At 33.5% G+C, this 20,259-nt stretch carries 20 protein-coding genes; 11 read left to right on the top strand and 9 right to left on the bottom strand.

Going from position 1 to position 20,259, the window contains the following annotated elements:
• Positions 1 to 103: 103 nt before the first annotated feature.
• Both B0A57_RS00670 and B0A57_RS00665 read right to left on the bottom strand, forming a co-directional pair.
• On the bottom strand, positions 104 to 1,213 hold the full coding sequence (locus B0A57_RS00670) for a glycosyltransferase family 2 protein (protein ID WP_034097362.1): 1,110 nt from the start codon (positions 1,211 to 1,213) through the stop codon (positions 104 to 106).
• Positions 1,201 to 2,127: a lysylphosphatidylglycerol synthase domain-containing protein gene (locus tag B0A57_RS00665; protein ID WP_011962386.1), complete on the bottom strand. Its 927-nt coding sequence runs from the start codon at positions 2,125 to 2,127 to the stop codon at positions 1,201 to 1,203. The genes B0A57_RS00670 and B0A57_RS00665 overlap by 13 nt, the downstream gene beginning before the upstream one ends.
• Positions 2,128 to 2,181: 54 nt before the next feature.
• Between B0A57_RS00665 and ruvC the strand changes: the two genes are divergently transcribed.
• From ruvC to B0A57_RS00640, 5 genes are all read left to right on the top strand, one after another.
• Positions 2,182 to 2,736: a crossover junction endodeoxyribonuclease RuvC gene (gene ruvC, locus B0A57_RS00660; protein WP_011962385.1), complete on the top strand. Its 555-nt coding sequence runs from the start codon at positions 2,182 to 2,184 to the stop codon at positions 2,734 to 2,736.
• 2 nt (positions 2,737 to 2,738) lie between these two features.
• The gene (gene hemW / locus B0A57_RS00655) at positions 2,739 to 3,872 is read left to right on the top strand and encodes a radical SAM family heme chaperone HemW (protein WP_011962384.1); all 1,134 of its coding nucleotides are present in this window, start codon (positions 2,739 to 2,741) and stop codon (positions 3,870 to 3,872) included.
• Between the two features lie 80 nt (positions 3,873 to 3,952).
• Positions 3,953 to 4,705, top strand: a complete 753-nt coding sequence (locus tag B0A57_RS00650) for a cyclase family protein (protein WP_011962383.1) — start codon at positions 3,953 to 3,955, stop codon at positions 4,703 to 4,705.
• Positions 4,706 to 4,710: 5 nt separating this feature from the next.
• Positions 4,711 to 5,067 (top strand): MmcQ/YjbR family DNA-binding protein, encoded by a 357-nt coding sequence (locus tag B0A57_RS00645; protein WP_034097360.1) that lies wholly within the window; start codon positions 4,711 to 4,713, stop codon positions 5,065 to 5,067.
• A 75-nt stretch (positions 5,068 to 5,142) separates the two neighbouring features.
• On the top strand, positions 5,143 to 5,853 hold the full coding sequence (locus B0A57_RS00640; protein ID WP_011962381.1) for a PH domain-containing protein: 711 nt from the start codon (positions 5,143 to 5,145) through the stop codon (positions 5,851 to 5,853).
• A 156-nt stretch (positions 5,854 to 6,009) separates the two neighbouring features.
• On the opposite strand, the gene pyk is transcribed toward B0A57_RS00640, so the two are convergent.
• From pyk to B0A57_RS00610, 5 genes are all read right to left on the bottom strand, one after another.
• Positions 6,010 to 7,440 carry a pyruvate kinase gene (gene pyk, locus B0A57_RS00635; RefSeq protein ID WP_011962380.1) on the bottom strand — a complete coding sequence of 477 codons (1,431 nt, stop codon included), beginning with the start codon at positions 7,438 to 7,440 and terminating at the stop codon, positions 6,010 to 6,012.
• Positions 7,441 to 7,443: 3 nt separating this feature from the next.
• Entirely contained in the window at positions 7,444 to 7,923 is a 480-nt protein-coding gene (locus B0A57_RS00630; protein ID WP_011962379.1) for an IPExxxVDY family protein, read from the bottom strand.
• 111 nt (positions 7,924 to 8,034) lie between these two features.
• On the bottom strand, positions 8,035 to 8,775 hold the full coding sequence (gene rnc / locus B0A57_RS00625; RefSeq protein ID WP_011962378.1) for a ribonuclease III: 741 nt from the start codon (positions 8,773 to 8,775) through the stop codon (positions 8,035 to 8,037).
• 8 nt (positions 8,776 to 8,783) lie between these two features.
• Positions 8,784 to 10,034: a beta-ketoacyl-ACP synthase II gene (fabF, locus tag B0A57_RS00620; RefSeq protein ID WP_034097358.1), complete on the bottom strand. Its 1,251-nt coding sequence runs from the start codon at positions 10,032 to 10,034 to the stop codon at positions 8,784 to 8,786.
• A 352-nt stretch (positions 10,035 to 10,386) separates the two neighbouring features.
• Entirely contained in the window at positions 10,387 to 10,623 is a 237-nt protein-coding gene (locus B0A57_RS00610; RefSeq protein ID WP_007137004.1) for an acyl carrier protein, read from the bottom strand.
• A gap of 174 nt (positions 10,624 to 10,797) precedes the next feature.
• Between B0A57_RS00610 and purN the strand changes: the two genes are divergently transcribed.
• The 5 genes from purN (at position 10,798) to B0A57_RS00585 (ending at position 15,674) form a co-directional block, all read left to right on the top strand.
• Positions 10,798 to 11,367 carry a phosphoribosylglycinamide formyltransferase gene (purN, locus tag B0A57_RS00605; protein ID WP_011962376.1) on the top strand — a complete coding sequence of 190 codons (570 nt, stop codon included), beginning with the start codon at positions 10,798 to 10,800 and terminating at the stop codon, positions 11,365 to 11,367.
• Between the two features lies 1 nt (position 11,368).
• On the top strand, positions 11,369 to 11,848 hold the full coding sequence (rnhA, locus tag B0A57_RS00600; RefSeq protein ID WP_034097349.1) for a ribonuclease HI: 480 nt from the start codon (positions 11,369 to 11,371) through the stop codon (positions 11,846 to 11,848).
• A gap of 76 nt (positions 11,849 to 11,924) precedes the next feature.
• Positions 11,925 to 12,848, top strand: coding sequence for a PfkB family carbohydrate kinase (locus B0A57_RS00595; RefSeq protein ID WP_034097347.1), 924 nt, complete (start codon positions 11,925 to 11,927; stop codon positions 12,846 to 12,848).
• A 69-nt stretch (positions 12,849 to 12,917) separates the two neighbouring features.
• Positions 12,918 to 14,816, top strand: a complete 1,899-nt coding sequence (locus B0A57_RS00590) for an amidophosphoribosyltransferase (protein ID WP_011962373.1) — start codon at positions 12,918 to 12,920, stop codon at positions 14,814 to 14,816.
• Between the two features lie 390 nt (positions 14,817 to 15,206).
• A complete protein-coding gene (locus B0A57_RS00585; protein ID WP_034097345.1) occupies positions 15,207 to 15,674 on the top strand; it encodes a CYTH domain-containing protein in 468 nt (155 codons plus the stop codon).
• On the opposite strand, the gene B0A57_RS00580 is transcribed toward B0A57_RS00585, so the two are convergent.
• Together B0A57_RS00580 and B0A57_RS00575 are read right to left on the bottom strand one after the other, a co-directional pair.
• On the bottom strand, positions 15,641 to 16,162 hold the full coding sequence (locus tag B0A57_RS00580; RefSeq protein ID WP_034097343.1) for a septal ring lytic transglycosylase RlpA family protein: 522 nt from the start codon (positions 16,160 to 16,162) through the stop codon (positions 15,641 to 15,643). The genes B0A57_RS00585 and B0A57_RS00580 overlap by 34 nt on opposite strands.
• A gap of 84 nt (positions 16,163 to 16,246) precedes the next feature.
• Positions 16,247 to 16,672: a hypothetical protein gene (locus tag B0A57_RS00575; RefSeq protein ID WP_034097341.1), complete on the bottom strand. Its 426-nt coding sequence runs from the start codon at positions 16,670 to 16,672 to the stop codon at positions 16,247 to 16,249.
• 160 nt (positions 16,673 to 16,832) lie between these two features.
• On the opposite strand from B0A57_RS00575, the gene mfd reads away from it, so the two are divergent.
• Positions 16,833 to 20,141: a transcription-repair coupling factor gene (gene mfd, locus B0A57_RS00570; RefSeq protein ID WP_394797937.1), complete on the top strand. Its 3,309-nt coding sequence runs from the start codon at positions 16,833 to 16,835 to the stop codon at positions 20,139 to 20,141.
• Positions 20,142 to 20,259: the final 118 nt, after the last annotated feature.

Below are 20,259 nucleotides of genomic sequence, written 5' to 3'. Positions count from 1 at the left end.
TTTTTTTTAGGAGCCAATCCTGCTATCCGTTACAATCTCGCCAAGAAAAATGGCGAGGATTTCCACTACTATCAGGGCTAGGGCATTTGGGCAAAAAACAAAACTATTTATAAAAAACCCTTCCTTTCCAAGAATAACTACCAAAAAAAGAATAAAACCCAACCACAACGCAAAACAAAGGATACAACAAACTACCAAACAAAAGATAATTTAAACTCGCTTTAAAAAAAGAACTCGCTTTATAAAGCAAAAAGAAATCAACAATAAATTTCGAAAACAAGAGTAATACAAAACAATTAAGATTAATCATTCCCAAAACAAAAAACAAAAAACCTAGAACCCAAAAAAGATTCATCAACAAAACAGAAACCCCCAATTGCATACTATACAAACCATTATAATTCCCAGTTTTACTTGCCCAACGAACCCTTTGATTAAATAAATATTTCCAAGTTTTTTCTGATTTAGTTTGCACAATTGCCCATTCCGATTTTAAGAAACAAACCTCATTTTTGGCTTTCTGAATAGCTTTCTGCAACAAAAAAACATCGTCGCCACTAGCAATTGTATCATTCCCATCAAAACCATTTAATTCATAAAAAAAAGCTTTTTGATAACAAAAATTGGCCCCATTACATATAAAAGCCTGGTTGTTCCCAAAACTCCCTATGGTTGTACCTTGCAAACTCAAAAAATCTAATTGCTGAAAAGCATCTAAAAAACCAGAATTTGTTTTATAAAAAACACCCGCCGCAACCATTTTAGGCTTATTCTTTTGTATAAACGCATCAAACGTAGAAAGCCAATTCGGCCCAACCAAACAATCGGCATCAGTAGTAATAACCCAATCATTTTTAGCAATAGCTATTGCCGTATTTATAGCATCTTTTTTTGGAGAATTAGAAACCCTAATATTGTGCACTATTATAATTTGCAATTCGTAATTTGTAATTTGTAATTCCTCCTCTGAATCGTCATCAACTAAAATCACTTCAAACAGATCCTTTGGATAATTTAATTGATCAATACACAACAAAAGTTTTGGCAAATTATCCTGCTCATTTCTAAACGGAACTACAATAGAAAACCTGGTTTTTGGTGACACATTTTCATTGTCAAAAGGTTTTACTTTCGTAAATCCGTAAATTAACCAAATAATATTTAGCAAATAATAAATCGTAATGCAAGCAAAAATGTAATTTACAATTTCCATTGTGGCTTAAAATTTAAAACATAAAAACCACCTATAATTACAGGAATTACCACATTTAAAAACCACATAAGTGTGGTTACAAAAACCACAATCCATTCATTTACACCTAATAAAGAAAAGAAAAAAACAGCCACGCTACCTTTTATAGCAAAATCTAAAAACTGAAAACTAGGCAGCGATGAGGCCAAAAAATAAACTGTTGCAATAGTTGCCATGAGTGTAAAATACGGCAAATGAACATCGAAAGCCACAAACAAAAAATAATATTGATGCGAAAACACAAGGTAACGAACTGCTCCTAAAACGATATTCTTCTTATGAATTTTTTTGGGAATTTCATTAATTTTCGAGAGCAAATTTTCTAGAGAATACCCTTTTAACTGTATTTTTTTCGAAAAAAAACAAAAAACCAAAAAAACCAAAACAAAAACCAGTATAGCAAAACCCCAAAACGTATAACCCAAAAACAAAAGTCCAATTGTACCCAAAATAATTGTCAGGATTAATTGTATTCCGTTGCAAAGAAGATTTAGAAATATTATTTTCTTGGCATTACTTTTCTCAAAATACAAAGTTTTTCCTGCATACTCCCCAATACCGTTTGGCGTAAAAATACCAGCAGTAAGCGATGCTAAAACTTGTTTTGTAGCTTCGCCAAGACTAATTATTTTAAACGAAGAAACTAAATTTTGCCATTTCAAAATTTCAAAAAATCTGTTAACAAAACTCAAAAATAATATAAAAACGATACCTAAAACAGATTGCTTTTTTTTAAACAAAACAATAAATTTAGTCCAATCTAACTTATCATTAGTGGCCAATTGGTGATAAATAAAATAAAATGCAGCAACAACAATCGAAAGTTTGATGGCAAGTATAAGGAATTGTTTAGCTTTGTGAGAAATTGAAATCATTGGCACAAAGAAACAAAACTTTAAACTTTAAACTTTAAACTTTCAAATAAAACATTGGCAAACGAACGGATCATATTAGGAATAGACCCAGGAACAACGATTATGGGTTTCGGACTCATCAAAATCATTAACAAAAAAATGGAGTTTCTGCAACTCAACGAATTAATTTTAAGCAAATACGACAACCATTATCAGAAACTAAAAGTAATTTTTGAAAGAACTATCGAACTAATTGATACCCACAACCCAGACGAAATTGCCATCGAAGCGCCATTTTTTGGCAAAAACGTACAATCTATGCTCAAGTTAGGAAGAGCGCAAGGTGTTGCCATGGCGGCAGGACTCTCTAGAGATATCCCTATTACAGAATACGAACCCAAGAAAATAAAAATGGCGATTACTGGAAACGGAAATGCCAGCAAAGAGCAAGTGGCAAAAATGTTGCAACAATTATTAGGACTAAAAGAATTACCTAAAAACCTAGACAGCACCGATGGTTTAGCCGCAGCAGTTTGTCATTTTTTTAATTCTGGAAAAGTAATTGGCACCACAAGCTATACAGGTTGGGACGCTTTTGTAAAACAGAATGAAGAACGAGTAAAAAAATAATTTTGGCAGGCATTTACATCCACATTCCATTCTGCAAGCAAGCTTGTCATTATTGTGACTTTCATTTTTCTACCTCATTAAAAAAGAAAGATGAAATGGTTTTGGCTATTGCCAAAGAAATTGCAATGCGTAAAAATGAGTTTAAAAACCAAACAATAGAAACCATTTATTTTGGAGGAGGAACGCCTTCCTTATTAAATGTTTCTGATTTAATTTTTCTGATTAATCAAGTGTACTCTAATTACAACGTTTCCCAAAACACAGAAATTACAATAGAAGCCAATCCTGATGATTTGTCAGAAAATCGAATTATCGAATTATCAAAAACACCAATAAACAGATTAAGTATAGGAATTCAATCTTTTTTCGAAGAAGATTTACAATTAATGAATCGGGCACATAATTCGGCGGAAGCCAAAAAATGTTTGGAAATAGCCACGCAATATTTCGATAATATCTCGGTCGATTTAATATACGGAACACCAGGAATGAGTAACGAACGATGGCTAGAAAATATTAAAATTGCTTTAGATTTGAATATTCCGCACATTTCGAGTTATGCTTTAACGGTCGAACCCAAAACAGCTTTACACAAGTTTATCAAAGACGGAATGATGCCACAACTTGATGATGCTATGGCCCATGAGCAGTTTTTAATATTAGTTGACACTCTAGAAACAAATAAATTTATTCATTACGAACTGTCTAATTTCGGAAAAGAGAACTATTTTTCTAAAAACAATTCGGCATATTGGTTGGGCAAAAAGTACATAGGAGTTGGCCCCTCGGCACACAGTTATGATGGGAAAAACCGCAGTTGGAATTTGTCTAACAATGGGCGTTATTTAAAATCGATTTCCGAAAATACATTACCTTCTGAAACCGAAACTTTATCAAAAACTGACAAATACAACGAATATATAATGACTGGCTTGCGAACTATTTGGGGTGTTTCTTTAAATAAAATTGAAAGCGAATTTGGAGAAAAATACCTCAAATACCTCCTAAAAAATACACAAAAGTATTTAGACGATACAAAGCTTATTTTAGAAAATAATATTTTACGAACAACCAGAAAAGGAAAATTCTTTTGTGATGGAATTGCGTCCGATTTATTTTACTTAGATTTGGAATAATTTAGCCACAAATAGAAAGTGCAAAGCACACAAAACTTTGCAACCCTTGTAAAATCCTTTGTAAACTTAGTGTTTAAAAAATGAAAGCAATAATAAACAATCAAGAAATCGATTTGTCAAAACCAATCGATATTTCCATACCGTTAACCAATACAGACAAAAACCCTATCGCTTGGTATCTCAACAAACCAGAGATCGAACCTGTAACGGTAGGCGACTGGATAGGCAAGGTTTCGGAAGGAAAATCATCAACAAATTTTAACAATATATTTTTCAATCCGCACGGACACGGTACGCATACCGAATGTTTAGGCCATATCACGAACGCTTTTTATAGTATCAATCAGTGTTTAAAACAGTTTTTTTTTACTGCCGAATTAATTTCGGTCAAACCGAAAACCATCAATGGAGATTTAGTGATAACTAAAGAACAAATAAAAAATGCTTTAAACAAAAAAACGCCCGAAGCCATTGTCATTAGAACCTTACCTAATATAGAAGAAAAAAAGCACAAGAAATATTCACATACCAATCCGCCATATTTGGCTCAAGAGGCAGCAGTTTTTATTCGAGAAATCGGGATTCAACATTTGCTAATCGATTTACCAAGTGTAGACCGAGAAGAAGATGAAGGGAAATTGTTAGCACACAAAGCCTTTTGGAATGTAAAAGATGTGAATAATCTAAACGAAGACGCTAGGCTAAACTGCACTATTACCGAATTAATTTATGCAGACAATACAATACTAGACGGTAGTTATATACTAAACCTTCAAATAGCACCGTTTGAGAATGATGCCAGCCCAAGCAAACCTATATTATTTAAGATTTAATACTCATGAACATTCAAGAACTCTACGAATTTTGCCTGTCTAAAAAAGGAGCAACCGAACATTTTCCTTTCGATAAAGACACATTGGTCTTTAAAGTTGGTGCAAAAATGTTTTGTGTAACCTCATTAAAAGGATTTGAAAACGGAAATCCTTCGTTAAATTTGAAATGTAATCCCGAAAAAGCACTCGAACTTAGGGCAGAATACGAAGCTGTTAAACCAGGCTATCACATGAGCAAAGTACATTGGAATTTGGTCAGTTTTAACAAAGATATCTCCTCTAAAATGATATATGAGTTAATAAATCATTCGTATGAATTGGTTTTTAAAAGTTTGACTAAAAAAGTTCAAAACGAAATTTAATAATTAAAAAAAGGAATTACTTTTGTTATTCTAATTTAGAATAACCAACACGAATAACCAATTTTAAAATAAAAAATGATAGATAATTTAAAGAAAATACTAAACGAAGACCAAGACCCAAAAGCGATAGAGAAAATTACAGCAAAACTAGAATCTTTGCTAATGAAAAACGAAGAAGTGGGTTATATTGGCGTACAAAAAAAACCAGCTATTACCGTTTTGCCAGACAGCATTGTAATGACTAATAAAAGAATCATTGTATGCAAGCCTAAAAACTTAGGTTTGTCTATGGATTTTATAGATTATGACTGGGATGATATTGCAGGAGCATTTGTAAAAGAGAATATTTTAGGTTCTGAATTTTCATTTTCTACAAAAACCGAGTTGGTTATTAGTATCGATTATATTCCGAAAAACCAAGCAAGAAAACTACACACTTTTGCAAAAGAACAAATAGATTTACTAAAAAACCCCGTTGTTATTGCTTCAATCATTGAAGAAATTACCCCTGAAGAACCCATTCCTGTTTCGAATACAATTCCTTACGAAGAAGAAATTATTGAGGAGTTAGAAACAGAAGAGGTAACTAATTTTTCCGAAATTATGCCTGTAGTTCCAACTTTTTCTGAGCCCATAAATACAACAAGTACCGAGAAAAAATTAGCTGATTTTTCTCAAGATGAATTGTTCGAAAAATTACAGAACTACAAAAAATTACTCGACAACGGTTTAATTCTTCAAGGAGAATACGACACTTACAAGAAAGAAATTTTGAGTTATATGTAATTATCATCAATAAGTAATAAAGTTAAAAAACCAATACCCGTTTAATTTTAAAAACACCGCAATAGTTGGTGTATATATTGTCATACTATGTTTTGTTTAGGATACTGCAAAAAAAAAACGCCCCTCAATTTAATTTTGATGGGGCGCTTATTTTAATTACTCAATCTCCGAAACTCTGAGCGTATTTACCATTCCTTTTTCGGTTACTGGCATGGCTGCTAAATTTATTAAGAAATCTCCTTTTTCGACAAAGCCTTTTACACGTGCTATCTCATTTATATCGATTATTGTATCATCAGTACTTACAAATTTGTCATAATAAAAAGATTTTACACCCCAAAGTAAATTAAGTTGGGTTAGGATGCTTTTATTAGAAGTAAAAACTAAAATATGAGCCGATGGCCTCCATGCAGAAATCTGAAAAGCCGTGTATCCACTATTAGTTAAGGTACAAATTGCTTTGGCTTTAATTACATTTGCCATAGTTGCAGCGTGGTGACAAATGGTTTTTGTAATAAAACGATTGGTACGAATTTGCGGTGTGTTTTGTGGCACTTGAATAAGTGGCGAATCTTCTACAGCCTCAATAATTTGGGTCATCTGCTCGATAACCTGAACAGGATAACTTCCTACTGATGTTTCGCCTGAAAGCATTACGGCATCAGCACCATCCATTACAGAATTAGCAACATCATTTACTTCAGCACGAGTTGGCGTAAGACTTGTAATCATAGTTTCCATCATTTGTGTGGCTACAATTACGGGAATTCGAGCCGTTTTTGCTCTGTGTATTAATTTTTTTTGTATTAATGGAACTTCGTGAGCAGGAACCTCTACTCCTAAATCGCCACGAGCCACCATTAGTCCATCGCAATGCGCTACAATTTTATCGATGTTTGCTACACCTTCAGGTTTTTCTATTTTGGCAATAATCGGAATTTTATGCTCAGAATGTTTTGCGATTAAATCCTGTAGTTCCATTAAATCTTCGGCCGTTCTTACAAAAGAAAGTGCTATCCAATCTACTTTTTGTTCGATAGCAAAAAGAGCATCTTTTATATCTTTTTTTGTTAATGCAGGAAGCGAAACCTTTGTATTGGGAAGATTTACCCCTTTTTTAGATTTTAATGGTCCGCCTTGTATTACTTTACAAATTACCTCGGTAGTCCTATTGGTTTCTATGGCTTCAAACATTAGTTTTCCGTCGTCTAGAAGTATTTTTTCGCCTGGATTTACATCTTTTGGAAATTCTTTATAATTCATATAAACGCTATGAGCCGTTCCTGGAACATCCTCTGCGGTCTGAAAAGTGATAATATCACCAGGATTTACCACAACATCTTCTTTCATCACTCCTACTCGAAGTTTAGGTCCTTGTAGGTCTCCAAGAATGGCAGTTGTATAACCAAACTCTTCATTTAATTCTCGAATTATATTTATTTTAGATTTTACATCATCGTAGTCTGCATGCGAAAAATTAATTCTAAAAACATTCACTCCAGCTATAATCATTTCATTTATGACTTCTTTTGTGCTACATGCTGGACCAAGTGTAGCTACAATTTTAGTTTTTTTATTTGTTAACATTTTTTAAAAAATTAAATTATTTTTTGATTTTATTTCGTTTGCATCTATTTCATAAACGGCACTTATAGAATCAATTTTGTTTATTTTGCTTATAATATCTTTTATTTTGTATTGAGAATCATGCGCTATTTTTAGAAAAAAATCTACTTTTTTCAGCTCGGAAAGCAAAGAAACTCGTCTTGTAAAATTTTTATTTTCAAACAAATTAGTTGGCAAATTTTCGACTGGCAAATCTATTTTTTGTTTGTTCTGAATTAAATCCCAAGCCACCATTTTCTCTTCATCATCGTAAGTAAAACGAGAAAAATGAGTTAGTTGCTCCTGAATTTTTACGGGAATTTCGTTTTCATTTTTACTAAGAGAAATAGTTAATTTCTGGTTTAGTTTAAATGCTAGTTTGTAATCTTCTTGCGAGGTATGAATGGCAATTAGGTTATAATCGACTTGGTCAAAATCCTCGAGATGTAATTTATGAATCGCCATGAAACCCAAAAAAATTAGGTGTAAAGATAGCGTTTCTATTGGTTAAAAACAGTTAACAAAATTAGGTTTTTGTTAAATTTATAAATCCTGTAATATTTCAGAAACAATGAGTTATTTTCCGTCTATTTCTGACTGGAATACAAAATACCCTCTTTTAGAGGCAATTTCTTCTGCTTTCTTTTTTGATGTGGCTCGGGCTTTTGCAACAACTTTACCATCAATACTTAGTTTTACACCAAAATATTTTAGTTTCCCTGCATCTTCATCTTCATAAATATCGTAATGAAATACCCTTTTTTCTTTCTGACACCACTCTATAAGTAAGCTTTTGTAGCTAATAACTTTGCCTTCTAACTTATCGATATCTACATAAGGTTTGATGACTTTTTTATGAATAAATTTCTCGCAATACACAAAACCTCTATCAAGGTAAATCGCTCCAACAAAAGCTTCAAAAAGATTGCCGTGTATGTTTTCTCCAAAATTCTGAAGTGTTACTTTGCTTTCCAAAAACTGTATCAGATTAAGATCTTTTCCTAATTCGTTTAAGTGTTCACGACTTACAATTTTAGATCTCATTTTAGTTAAATATCCTTCATCGCCTGTAGGAGACATATTAAATAAATGAGCTGCAATAACACTTCCCAGCATAGCATCGCCCATAAATTCTAGCCGCTCATAATTCATTGGATTTCCTTTTTCATCTAACTTATTCATTGATCGATGGGTAAAGGCTCTGCGAAAATGAGTAAGATTTAAAGGTTTAAATCCTAATATTTTTTCGAGTTTACTAAAAAAAAGCCCGTCCTCTGAAGAACGGGAACTTAAAAATATTTTTTTAATAAAACTCATAAGAGTAATTAATCTATTTTTTTAAACAAAACACACGCATTGTGACCACCAAAACCAAAAGTATTACTCATAGCCACTTTTACGTCTCTTTTTTGAGCAACATTTAGGGTTAAGTTTAATTCTGGGTTAATGTTTTCATCTACAGTTGTGTGGTTTATTGTGGGAGGAACAATACCGTGTTTGATAGACAATACCGAAGCAATCGCTTCGATAGCACCAGCGGCACCAAGTAAATGCCCTGTCATCGATTTTGTCGAATTGATATTAATGTTTTTAGCATGAGCACCAAAAACATGACTTATCGCTTTCAATTCTGCAACATCTCCAAGCGGTGTTGAGGTTCCGTGTGTGTTAATGTGATCTACCTCTTCAGGCTTCATACCCGCATCACGAAGTGTATTGTTCATTACTGCAATAACGCCCAATCCCTCTGGGTGTGGTGCAGTTAGGTGATACGCATCAGATGACATACCGCCACCACCAACTTCACAATATATCTTTGCGCCACGAGCAATTGCATGTTCATATTCTTCAAGAACTAAGGCACCAGCACCTTCACCAAGAACAAATCCGTCGCGCGTTGCGTCAAATGGTCTTGAAGCAGTTTCTGGGCTGTCGTTCCTTGTGGATAAGGCTTGCATCGAATTAAATCCGCCCATACCTGCAATAGTTACAGCAGCTTCTGAACCTCCAGAGATAATTACATCACACATACCCAATCGAATATAATTGAAAGCATCGATTAATGCGTTTGCAGAAGAAGCACAAGCAGAAACTGTAGTATAATTTGGTCCCATAAAGCCATTTCTCATAGAAATATGAGCAGGAGCAATATCGGCAATCATTTTTGGAATAAAGAAAGGGTTAAATCTTGGTGTGCCATCTCCTTTAGCATAGCTTAAAACCTCTTCTTGAAAAGTTCCTAAACCGCCTATTCCAGCACCCCAAATAACACCAACTCTATGTTTGTCTACATTGGCATCAGTTATTCCAGCATCTTTTATAGCTTCTTCACTCGCAGCAACAGCATATTGAGCAAATTTATCCATTCTTCTAGCTTCTTTACGATCCATAAAATCTTCAATATTGAAGTTTTTTAGCTCGCAAGCAAACTTAGTCTTATGTTTTTCGGTATCATAATAAGTAATTGGGGCAGCGCCACTTTTTCCACTTATTAGTGCTTCCCAATATTCTTGAATATTATTTCCAATAGGTGTTAGTGCACCTAATCCTGTTACTACTACTCGCTTTAATTGCATAGTTTAGTTCGTTTTGTTTAATATAAAAAAAACCCAAAGTGCTTTTAATTACTACTAAAAGAAACAATGAGGCATTACCCTAAAGTCGTAATTCAAAAAATCAAACACAAAAAAGTCTTGTTGTCATTAAATTTTACTGTTTTCAGATACACCTTTTTGAGCGAAAATAAAAACAAATCTAAAGACATAACTTCAAGTCTTTTGGGTTGCGTCTTTTTAGAATTATATAAATATTTTTATGATTGTAATACAACCAATATGTGTTTTTTTTACAAATCTACAAAAGATTTTAAAGACATTAAAAAATAAAAAAACACCTGTAAGGTATTTCACTTACAGATGTTTGAAAATATTATTTTTTAGCTTCTTCGATGTAAGAAATAGCTTGACCTACAGTAGCAATGTTTTCAGCTTGGTCGTCTGGAATTTGAATATCAAATTCTTTTTCAAACTCCATAATTAGCTCAACAGTGTCTAATGAATCAGCTCCTAAATCATTTGTGAAGCTTGCTTCTGTTACAACTTCGTTTTCGTCAACGCCTAATTTGTCTACGATAATCGCTTTTACTCTTGATGCAATGTCTGACATAATCTTTAATTTTAAATTTTAATTGATGGCAAAAATAAAAAACTTTATCTTAAAACCACATTTTAGTTAATAAATCTGACAACGAATTTAAAAAAATATTTTCACAAAGAGCCATTATTTTTATTTATTATCATTTATTATTCTTTTTTTTGCGAAATATAAATAACACTATAAATGAAAAAGGTTGTAATATTTGCTTCGGGATCAGGGTCTAATGCCGAAAATATTATTTTATATTTCAAAAATAATAATCAAGTAAACATCGCATCGGTATTTACTAACAACATAAATGCCAAGGTTTTAGAAAAAGCAAAACAGCTTAAAACCCATACCGAAGTATTCGATAAAACCCAACTTTCTGACGGCGCAATTTTAAACAAAATAAACAAAATAAAACCCGATTTAATTGTTTTAGCAGGTTTTTTGTTAAAATTTCCAGAAAGCATCATTGAAGCCTATCCTAATAAAATTATAAACATTCATCCCGCATTGCTTCCAAAATATGGCGGAAAAGGAATGTACGGAATGAATGTACATAGAGCAGTTCTAGAAAATAAAGAGACAAAAACCGGAATCACCATTCATTATGTGAATAAAAATTATGACGAGGGTGAATTTATTTTTCAAAAAAATGTTTCAATTACAAATTGTAAAACACCCGAAGAAATTGCCGTAAAAATTCATGAACTAGAAATGGAATGTTTTCCCAAAGAAATAGAAAAATTACTAATACCAAAAACCTAAATTGAATTACCAAGTACACATATATACCGATGGCGCTGCCAAAGGAAACCCAGGCCCAGGAGGCTATGGCGTTGTAATGGAATTAGTTGGCACTGCTTTCAAAAAAGAGTTTTATGAAGGTTTTAGACACACCACAAATAACCGTATGGAATTGTTGGCAGTAATTGTTGGTTTAGAAAAACTTAAAAACCCAAACATGAAGATTTTAGTAGTTTCGGATTCTAAATACGTGGTAGATTCTGTCGAGAAAAAATGGGTTTTAGGCTGGGAAAAAAAAGGCTTTAAAGACCGAAAAAATTCCGATTTATGGAAACGCCTACTCATTATTTACAGAAAACACCAGGTCGATTTTAAATGGATAAAAGGGCACAACAGCCATCCGCAAAACGAAAGATGCGATCAATTAGCCGTTTTTGCATCAAACCAAAAAACACTTTCGGTTGATGCTTTTTACGAGAAAGAAGAAGCAAAACTATTATAAAAACTTTACAACTTTCAACCGTTGTAACTTTGTAACTTAAAAACTATCTTTGCACTATAATTTTGAAATTCAGAAAATGAACAAACTTTTAATCGTAGGAACTGTTGCTTTCGATGCTATTGAAACTCCTTTTGGAAAAACAGATAAAATTTTAGGTGGAGCAGGAACTTATATAGGACTTTCAGCGTCACATTTTAATTTACAGTCAGCAATAGTTTCAGTTGTAGGAGACGATTTCCCTCAAGAATATTTAGACTTATTAACTGCTAGAAACATCGATATTTCAGGTCTTGAAGTAGTAAAAGGAGGAAAAACCTTTTTCTGGAGCGGAAAATACCATAACGACTTAAACTCTAGAGACACATTGGCTACAGAACTAAATGTTCTAGCCGATTTTCAACCTAAAGTACCTCAAAATTTTAAAAATGCCGATGTTGTTATGCTAGGAAACTTGCATCCAATGGTGCAGAGCAGTGTTTTAGATCAGATGGAAGTAAAACCAAAATTAGTAGTTTTAGACACTATGAATTTCTGGATGGATTGCGCTCTCGAAGATTTACTAAACGTCATCAAACGTGTCGATGTTATTACCATAAACGATGAAGAAGCACGCCAATTATCTGGCGAATATTCTCTAGTTAAGGCAGCCGCAAAGATTCACACAATGGGACCTAAATATGTAGTCATTAAAAAAGGTGAGCATGGCGCCTTAATTTTTCACGACAAAGAAGTTTTCTTTGCGCCAGCATTGCCACTCGAAGAAGTTTTCGATCCAACTGGAGCAGGAGACACATTTGCAGGAGGATTTGCAGGATTTATCACGCAAAGCGAAAATGTTTCTTTCGAGAACATGAAAACTGCAATCATTCACGGATCAAACTTAGCATCGTTCTGCGTTGAGAAATTTGGAACCGAAAGAATGTTAAAACTAAGCAAAGAAGAAGTTGTTGCAAGATTGAAGCAATTCAAATCTCTAACACAATTCGAAATAGCATTATAATAAGAACGCCTCGGGATTTTCGGGGCGTTTTCGATTTAAACAATAACTACAAAATCACAACACAACCCAATGAGTGATGCAATTAAACACGAATGCGGAATAGCTTTTTTAAGATTATTAAAACCGCTAGAATTTTATAAAGAAAAATACGGAACGGCCTTCTACGGCATACAAAAAATGTATCTGTTAATGGAAAAACAGCACAACCGTGGTCAAGATGGCGCTGGTTTTGCTAGCATAAAACTAGACATGAAACCAGGCGAACGCTACATTAGCCGTGTGCGATCTAACGATGCGCAAGCAATACAAGATGTTTATGCACAAATAAATTCTCGAATAAACGAGGAAATGATTGCCAATCCAGAATACGCAAACAATGTAGCCCTTCAAAAAGAAAACATCCCCTACTTAGGCGAATTATTCTTGGGTCATGTTCGCTACGGAACTTTTGGCAAAAACAGCATCGAAAACGTACATCCTTTCTTACGCCAAAACAATTGGATGCACAGAAATTTACTCTTAGCAGGAAACTTTAACATGACCAATGTTAAAGAACTTTTTAACAGCTTAATCGAGCTGGGACAACATCCAAAGGAAATGGCAGATACCGTTACCGTAATGGAAAAAATAGGCCATTTTTTAGATGAAGAAGTAACTAATTTATACCAAGATTGTAAGAACGAAGGATTTTCAAAAAGAGAAGCTTCTGCTATTATTGCCGAAAGACTCGATTTAGTAAAAATACTAAAAAGAGCCTCTAAAAATCTTGATGGCGGCTATGCGATGGCAGGATTATTAGGTCATGGCGACGGATTTGTATTTCGTGATCCAGCAGGAATTCGCCCAGCATATTATTACCAAGATGATGAAATTGTGGTGGTTGCTTCAGAAAGACCAGTAATACAAACTGTTTTTAATGTCGATTTCGAAAAAGTTAAAGAATTACAACCAGGAAATGCTTTAATAATTAAAAAAAGCGGAAAAATATCTGAAGAACAAATCCTTACACCAACTGTAAAAAAAGCCTGTTCTTTCGAAAGAATTTATTTTTCTCGTGGAAGCGATGCCGAAATATATCAGGAACGAAAAAACCTAGGAAAATTAATACTTCCAGCTGTTCTTAATGCGATAGATAATGACACTGACAATACCGTTTTCTCTTATATCCCAAATACTGCCGAAACTTCTTTTTACGGATTAGTCGAAGCAGCGCAAGATTTTTTAAACCAAAGAAAAAACAATTACATTCTTGCTAACAAAGACACACTTACAACCGAATCTCTTCAGGAATTACTATCGGTAAAAATTAGAACCGAAAAAGTAGCTATAAAAGATGCAAAACTGCGAACATTCATTACCGAAGACAGCAGTCGAGACGATTTAGTTGCCCACGTATATGATGTAACTTATGGCGTGATAAAACCAACAGACAATCTTGTAATTATAGATGACAGCATTGTTCGTGGCACTACACTAAAAATGAGCATCATAAAAATGATGGATCGTTTGAAACCAAAAAGCATCGTTGTAGTTTCCTCTGCACCACAAATTCGCTATCCTGATTGTTATGGCATAGACATGGCAAAATTAGAAGGATTAGTAGCTTTTAGAGCAGCCTTAGAATTGCTAAAAGAAAGGAACTTACACCATATTATCGACGAGGTTTATACCAAATGTAAAGCGCAAGAAAACCTAAAAGACGAGGCTGTTGTAAACTTTGTAACCGAAATTTACGCACCATTCGAACCACAAGAAATCTCAGATAAAATTGCCGAAATGCTTACCGAAGATTCTGTAAAAGCTAAAGTAAAAATTATTTTTCAAACCGTAGAAGATTTACATATCGCTTGCCCTAAAAATTTAGGCGATTGGTATTTTACTGGCGATTACCCAACACCTGGCGGAAACCGAGTAGTAAACCGAGCTTTCATGAATTTCTACGAAGGGAAAGACGCAAGAGCATATTAAAAGAAGAAAAAAAATACAGTTTAACGAGTATTTATACAATTCAACGGTTTAATTTGATAACAAATAAAAAACCAGATACTTTAGCCTAGCCATTACACATGTAGGTTAAGTTTATTGAATATTTTTGAGAAAAAAGGTGAAATTAAAATTTCACCTTTTTTTATTACAGCAAACAAAAACAACCTATCATTTAGCATACGTCAAATAACAAACAGGATATTTGTTTTCTTAAAAATCGTATCTTTGGTAACTAAAACCCATAAACCTGTTTACTTCACTATACTTTTATTTTAATAAGAGCTCCGTAAACACCCTTTGCAACGAAAATTTCTTGCTTTTTACTCTAAAAACAAAATATTAACGTATAACGCCAAAAATAGTCCCTGAAAAATGATAGAAATAGAACGTAAATTTTTAGTTTCAAATAATGATTTCATAGCTTTGGCTGTTGCCAAAAACAGAATCGTACAAGGCTACTTAAATTCTAATCCTGAGCGAACAGTTCGTGTAAGAATTAAGGCAAACAAAGGCTTTCTGACTATAAAAGGCAAAGGAAACGAGTCAGGAACAACTCGATTAGAATGGGAAACTGAAATCCCATTAATCGAAGCTGAAAAACTATTATCTATTTGCGAAAATGGTGTAATTGACAAAATTAGATATGAAATTCCTTCCGGAAAACACACCTACGAAGTTGATGTTTTTGCCGAACAAAACAATGGTTTAATTATTGCCGAAATTGAACTGAATGACGAAAACGAAAGTTTCGAAAAACCCAGTTGGTTAGCACAAGAAGTTACTGGAAACAACAAATATTACAACGCTTATTTAAACAACAATCCTTTCGGGAGTTGGTAAGAAAACCTTTTTTTATTCATCACTTCGATTGTTACTAATGTTGCGCCTCCATTTTTATTAGAAGCCATTTCCATGTAAGCCCTACGAGACAAATCAATTTCTCGACCTTTTACAAAAGGGCCACGATCGGTTACTGTGACTATAACATGTTTTCCGTTATGCTCATTTGTTATACGAAGCCTTGTTCCAAAAGGGAATTTTTTATGGGCTGCGGTAAGTTTGTTATTATCAAAACGAACGCCACTTGCAGTACGCCTACCGTGAAATTTTTTAGCATAATACGATGCGTGAGCTTTCTTTTTGTATAATTTATAGGTAAAATTACCTTCTACAAGCAGACTGTCTATTGCTACCGTATCGACCCTTACGGTATCCTTAACGAGGCTTATAGAAAAAGATTGCTTGTCGAATTTCTTAAACGAAAAACTAGAAATTAATATTACTGCTATTGTTGTGGTAATTACCAAAAAAAATTTATCTTTTATCATAATTTTAATTTAATTATTATTACACACTTCTCAAATACTATACCCAAAAACAAAAAAAGCCTTAACAAATAAGACTTTTTTAAATTATTTAAACCATAATGACCAAGGAATTCTACTTAACACCAATAATAACCCCAAACCATAAAATACGGCAATACTTTTAAATTTCGTTTTGCTCTCTAATCCCTTTTTGTGTTTAGACCAACCAATTGTAATTAGAGTAATTGCTATAACATTAACCAGCGGATGCTCTAACGAAGTGAGTCTCAAAGCAGCATTTTTCATCTCTCCAAAAACTGAGAAACCTAAAGGCGAAAGAAAATACAACACAAATCCTACGGTAAGTTGCAAGTGTGTTACTATAAGCGCAAATAATGCGATTTTTTTGTCTTTTGTGGTAAACTCTCTTTTAGAAAAGAACCCCAAAGCACTGTTCGCAAAAGCTAAAAATAAAAGTAATAAGGCAAAATATGCCCAGCCTGAGTGAAATTTCTGAATAAAATCGTACATTTTTTGTTTTTTAGTTCAACGCAAATATAAACAAAAAAACAGGACAAATTTAAAACTTACACGATACAAATTTGTATTAAAAAAATCAAAGTATATTTGCATAAAATAATTCCCATTGAGCACAAAAATCATCTCTAAGAAATACAGCGAACAAGCGAAAATTGTTAATCTATTAAAAACAATTAAAGGCGATAACAAAATTCATATTAAAGGATTGGTTGGTTCGTCATTTTCGTTTGTCATTGAAGCGTTGTTTGCAAAAAGTGAAAATTCTTTTCTATTATTGTGTAACGAAAAAGAAGAAGCCGCTTATATCCTGAACGATTTAGAACAACTCGTTAGCGACCAAGATGTGTTGTTTTACCCAAGTTCTTACCGAAGACCGTATCAAATTGAAGATACAGATAATGCAAATGTTTTGCTTCGGTCGGAAGTTTTAAACAGACTCAATTCTCGCAAAAAACCAGCCATTATTGTTTCTTATCCAGAAGCTATTTTCGAGAAAGTGGTAACCAAGAAGGAATTAGATAAAAACACACTCAAAATTTCGGTTGGCGATTTGGTTTCTATCGATTTTATTAATGAAGTTTTATTCGAATACGAATTTAAAAGAGTCGATTTTATTACAGAACCCGGTGAGTTTTCTGTTCGTGGTGGCATTTTAGATGTATTTTCTTTTTCGAACGATAATCCGTATCGAATCGAGTTCTTTGGTAACGAAGTAGATAGTATTCGAACTTTCGATGTGGCCACACAACTATCAATCGAAAAGAAAAATAAAATTGCGATTATTCCTAATTTCGAAAATAAATTTTTACAAGAAAACAGAGAAAGTTTCCTAGAATATATCAATGCTAAAACAACTATTTTTATTCAAAATACCGATTTATTATTAACACAATTAGACAAATTATTTAGCAAAGCCGAAGAAACTTTCGAGAAGTTAAATAAAGATGTCAAACACGCTTTGCCCGAACAATTGTTTCTAAATCAGAAAGAGTTTATTAAGCAAGCCTTAAATTTTTGTGTGGTCGAAACGGCTTCAAAACCTACTTTTAGAACCTCAGAAACTTTCGAATTTCATATCAAACCACAACCCTCCTTCAATAAGCAATTCGATTTGTTATTAAATAATTTGAAAGACAACCAAGCACACAATTACAAAAATTATTTATTTTGTTCGAACGAACAACAAGCCAAACGTTTTCATGATATTTTTGAGAGTCTTGATGAGCAAAATCACGAAACAATAACCAAACAATACGAAACAATTGTTTTGCCATTGTATCAAGGTTTTATTGATGAAGAAAACCAAATTGCGTGTTATACCGACCACCAAATTTTTGAACGCTATCATAAATTTAGCATCAAAAACGGGTATTCTAAAAAACAAACCATCACGCTCAAAGAACTAACTTCACTGGTAGTTGGCGATTATGTAACACATATTGATCACGGAATTGGAAAATTTGGTGGACTGCAAAAAATACAAGTTGAAGGCAAAACACAAGAAGCAATAAAACTAGCGTATGCTGATAATGATATTGTATATGTAAGCATTCATTCGCTACACAAAATATCAAAATATACAGGTAAAGATGGCGCCCCACCCAAAATTTACAAATTAGGTTCTGGCGCTTGGAAAGCTTTAAAACAAAAAACAAAAGCCCGAGTAAAACATATTGCTTTCAACTTAATTCAATTGTATGCCAAACGCAGATTAGACAAAGGATTTGCATTTGCGCCCGATAGTTATTTGCAACACGAGCTAGAAAGTTCGTTTATTTATGAAGACACACCAGACCAGTTAAAATCGACACAAGAAGTAAAAGCCGACATGGAAAGTGATCGCCCAATGGACAGGTTGGTTTGTGGCGATGTAGGTTTCGGGAAAACAGAAGTCGCTATTCGAGCTGCATTTAAAGCAGTTGACAACGGAAAACAAGTCGCTATTTTAGTTCCAACTACAATTTTGGCATACCAACATTATCGCACATTTACCGAAAGGTTAAAAGACATGCCTGTTACTATAAATTACCTCAACAGATTTAAAACCGCCAAGCAAAAAGCTGAAACACTCAAAGATTTAGAAGCTGGAAAAGTAGATATTGTTATAGGAACGCATCAATTGGTAAGCAAAAATGTAATTTTTAAAGATTTAGGATTACTTATTGTAGATGAAGAACAAAAATTTGGGGTTAATGTAAAAGACAAACTCAAAACCATTACCCAAAACGTAGATACATTAACACTTACAGCAACTCCAATTCCGAGAACTTTACAGTTTTCGCTCATGGCAGCCAGAGATTTATCGGTCATTACAACACCGCCGCCCAATCGTTATCCTATCGAAACCCATGTGGTTGGTTTTAATGAAGAAACGATTCGTGATGCTATTTCGTTCGAAATTGAACGTGGCGGACAAGTATTTTTTATTAATAATAGAATAGAAAACATTAAGGAAGTTGCTGGCATGATTCAGCGATTGGTTCCTGATGCCAAAGTAGGAATTGGTCACGGACAAATGGATGGCAAGAAACTCGAAGAACTCATGCTCGCTTTTATGGAAGGCGAATTTGATGTTCTGGTCGCTACAACCATTATCGAAAGCGGATTAGATGTTCCCAATGCGAATACGATTTTTATTAACAATGCCAATAATTTTGGATTATCCGATTTGCATCAAATGCGAGGACGAGTGGGTCGAAGTAATAAAAAAGCTTTTTGCTATTTTATTTGTCCGCCATATTCTGTGATGACTGAAGACGCTCGAAAACGAATTCAAGCCTTAGAACAATTTTCGGAACTAGGAAGTGGTTTAAATATTGCTATGAAAGATCTTGAAATTCGTGGTGCAGGCGATTTATTAGGTGGCGAGCAAAGTGGCTTTATAAACGAAATAGGTTTTGATACTTATCAGAAAATCATGAACGAAGCCATTGAAGAACTTAAAGAAAATGAATTTAAAGATTTGTATGAAAACGACAATGAAACAGTAGAAAAAGAATATGTAAAAGATTTACAGATTGATTCTGATTTCGAATTGTTGTTTCCAGATGATTACATAAACAGCGTGACCGAACGTTTGGCTTTGTATAATGCTTTAGCCATTATAAAAGAAGAAAATGGTTTGTTAGAATACGAAAAACAACTCATAGATCGTTTTGGACCTTTACCAAAACAAGCTATTGCTTTGCTAAATAGCTTGCGAATAAAATGGATTGCTACCCAAATTGGAGTCGAAAAATTAATCCTCAAACAAGGCAAAATGGTTTGTTATTTTGTATCAGACCAACAAAGTGATTATTACCAATCGAAACGTTTTCATCAAGTATTACAATTTGTACAAAAACAACCGCAATTGTGCAAAATGAAAGAAAAAGAAACCAAAAATGGATTGAGGTTGTTGTTAACTTTCGAAAATGTAAAAAGCATCAAAAAAGCGCTAGAACTCATGGAGATGGTATAAAAACTATTAAAAACCAATATAATACCATTTAAAGTTTAAAATTACTGGGATAAAAAAAACATACAGTTTGTCATTCCGAGGAACGAGGAATCTCATCAAGTTATTCAAATTATGAGAT

Source organism: Flavobacterium psychrophilum DSM 3660 = ATCC 49418 (genome assembly GCF_002217405.1).
GTDB lineage: Bacteria > Bacteroidota > Bacteroidia > Flavobacteriales > Flavobacteriaceae > Flavobacterium > Flavobacterium psychrophilum.
The sequence above is the reverse complement of the archived record's forward strand: the minus strand, read 5'-3'. Positions and strand labels throughout refer to the sequence as shown.

Bases quoted from the DNA above. Each gene is read 5' to 3' on its own strand.
- B0A57_RS00580 (WP_034097343.1), bottom strand. From the start codon at position 16,162: ATGATAAAAGATAAATTTTTTTTGGTAATTACCACAACAATAGCAGTA.
- fabF (WP_034097358.1), bottom strand. From the start codon at position 10,034: ATGCAATTAAAGCGAGTAGTAGTAACAGGATTAGGTGCACTAACACCT.
- B0A57_RS00670 (WP_034097362.1), bottom strand. From the start codon at position 1,213: ATGGAAATTGTAAATTACATTTTTGCTTGCATTACGATTTATTATTTG.
- rnc (WP_011962378.1), bottom strand. From the start codon at position 8,775: ATGAGTTTTATTAAAAAAATATTTTTAAGTTCCCGTTCTTCAGAGGAC.
- B0A57_RS00585 (WP_034097345.1), top strand. From the start codon at position 15,207: ATGATAGAAATAGAACGTAAATTTTTAGTTTCAAATAATGATTTCATA.
- B0A57_RS00640 (WP_011962381.1), top strand. From the start codon at position 5,143: ATGATAGATAATTTAAAGAAAATACTAAACGAAGACCAAGACCCAAAA.
- B0A57_RS00590 (WP_011962373.1), top strand. From the start codon at position 12,918: ATGAGTGATGCAATTAAACACGAATGCGGAATAGCTTTTTTAAGATTA.
- B0A57_RS00595 (WP_034097347.1), top strand. From the start codon at position 11,925: ATGAACAAACTTTTAATCGTAGGAACTGTTGCTTTCGATGCTATTGAA.
- pyk (WP_011962380.1), bottom strand. From the start codon at position 7,440: ATGTTAACAAATAAAAAAACTAAAATTGTAGCTACACTTGGTCCAGCA.
- B0A57_RS00630 (WP_011962379.1), bottom strand. From the start codon at position 7,923: ATGGCGATTCATAAATTACATCTCGAGGATTTTGACCAAGTCGATTAT.
- B0A57_RS00610 (WP_007137004.1), bottom strand. From the start codon at position 10,623: ATGTCAGACATTGCATCAAGAGTAAAAGCGATTATCGTAGACAAATTA.
- B0A57_RS00645 (WP_034097360.1), top strand. From the start codon at position 4,711: ATGAACATTCAAGAACTCTACGAATTTTGCCTGTCTAAAAAAGGAGCA.
- B0A57_RS00650 (WP_011962383.1), top strand. From the start codon at position 3,953: ATGAAAGCAATAATAAACAATCAAGAAATCGATTTGTCAAAACCAATC.
- B0A57_RS00575 (WP_034097341.1), bottom strand. From the start codon at position 16,672: ATGTACGATTTTATTCAGAAATTTCACTCAGGCTGGGCATATTTTGCC.
- B0A57_RS00665 (WP_011962386.1), bottom strand. From the start codon at position 2,127: ATGATTTCAATTTCTCACAAAGCTAAACAATTCCTTATACTTGCCATC.
- purN (WP_011962376.1), top strand. From the start codon at position 10,798: ATGAAAAAGGTTGTAATATTTGCTTCGGGATCAGGGTCTAATGCCGAA.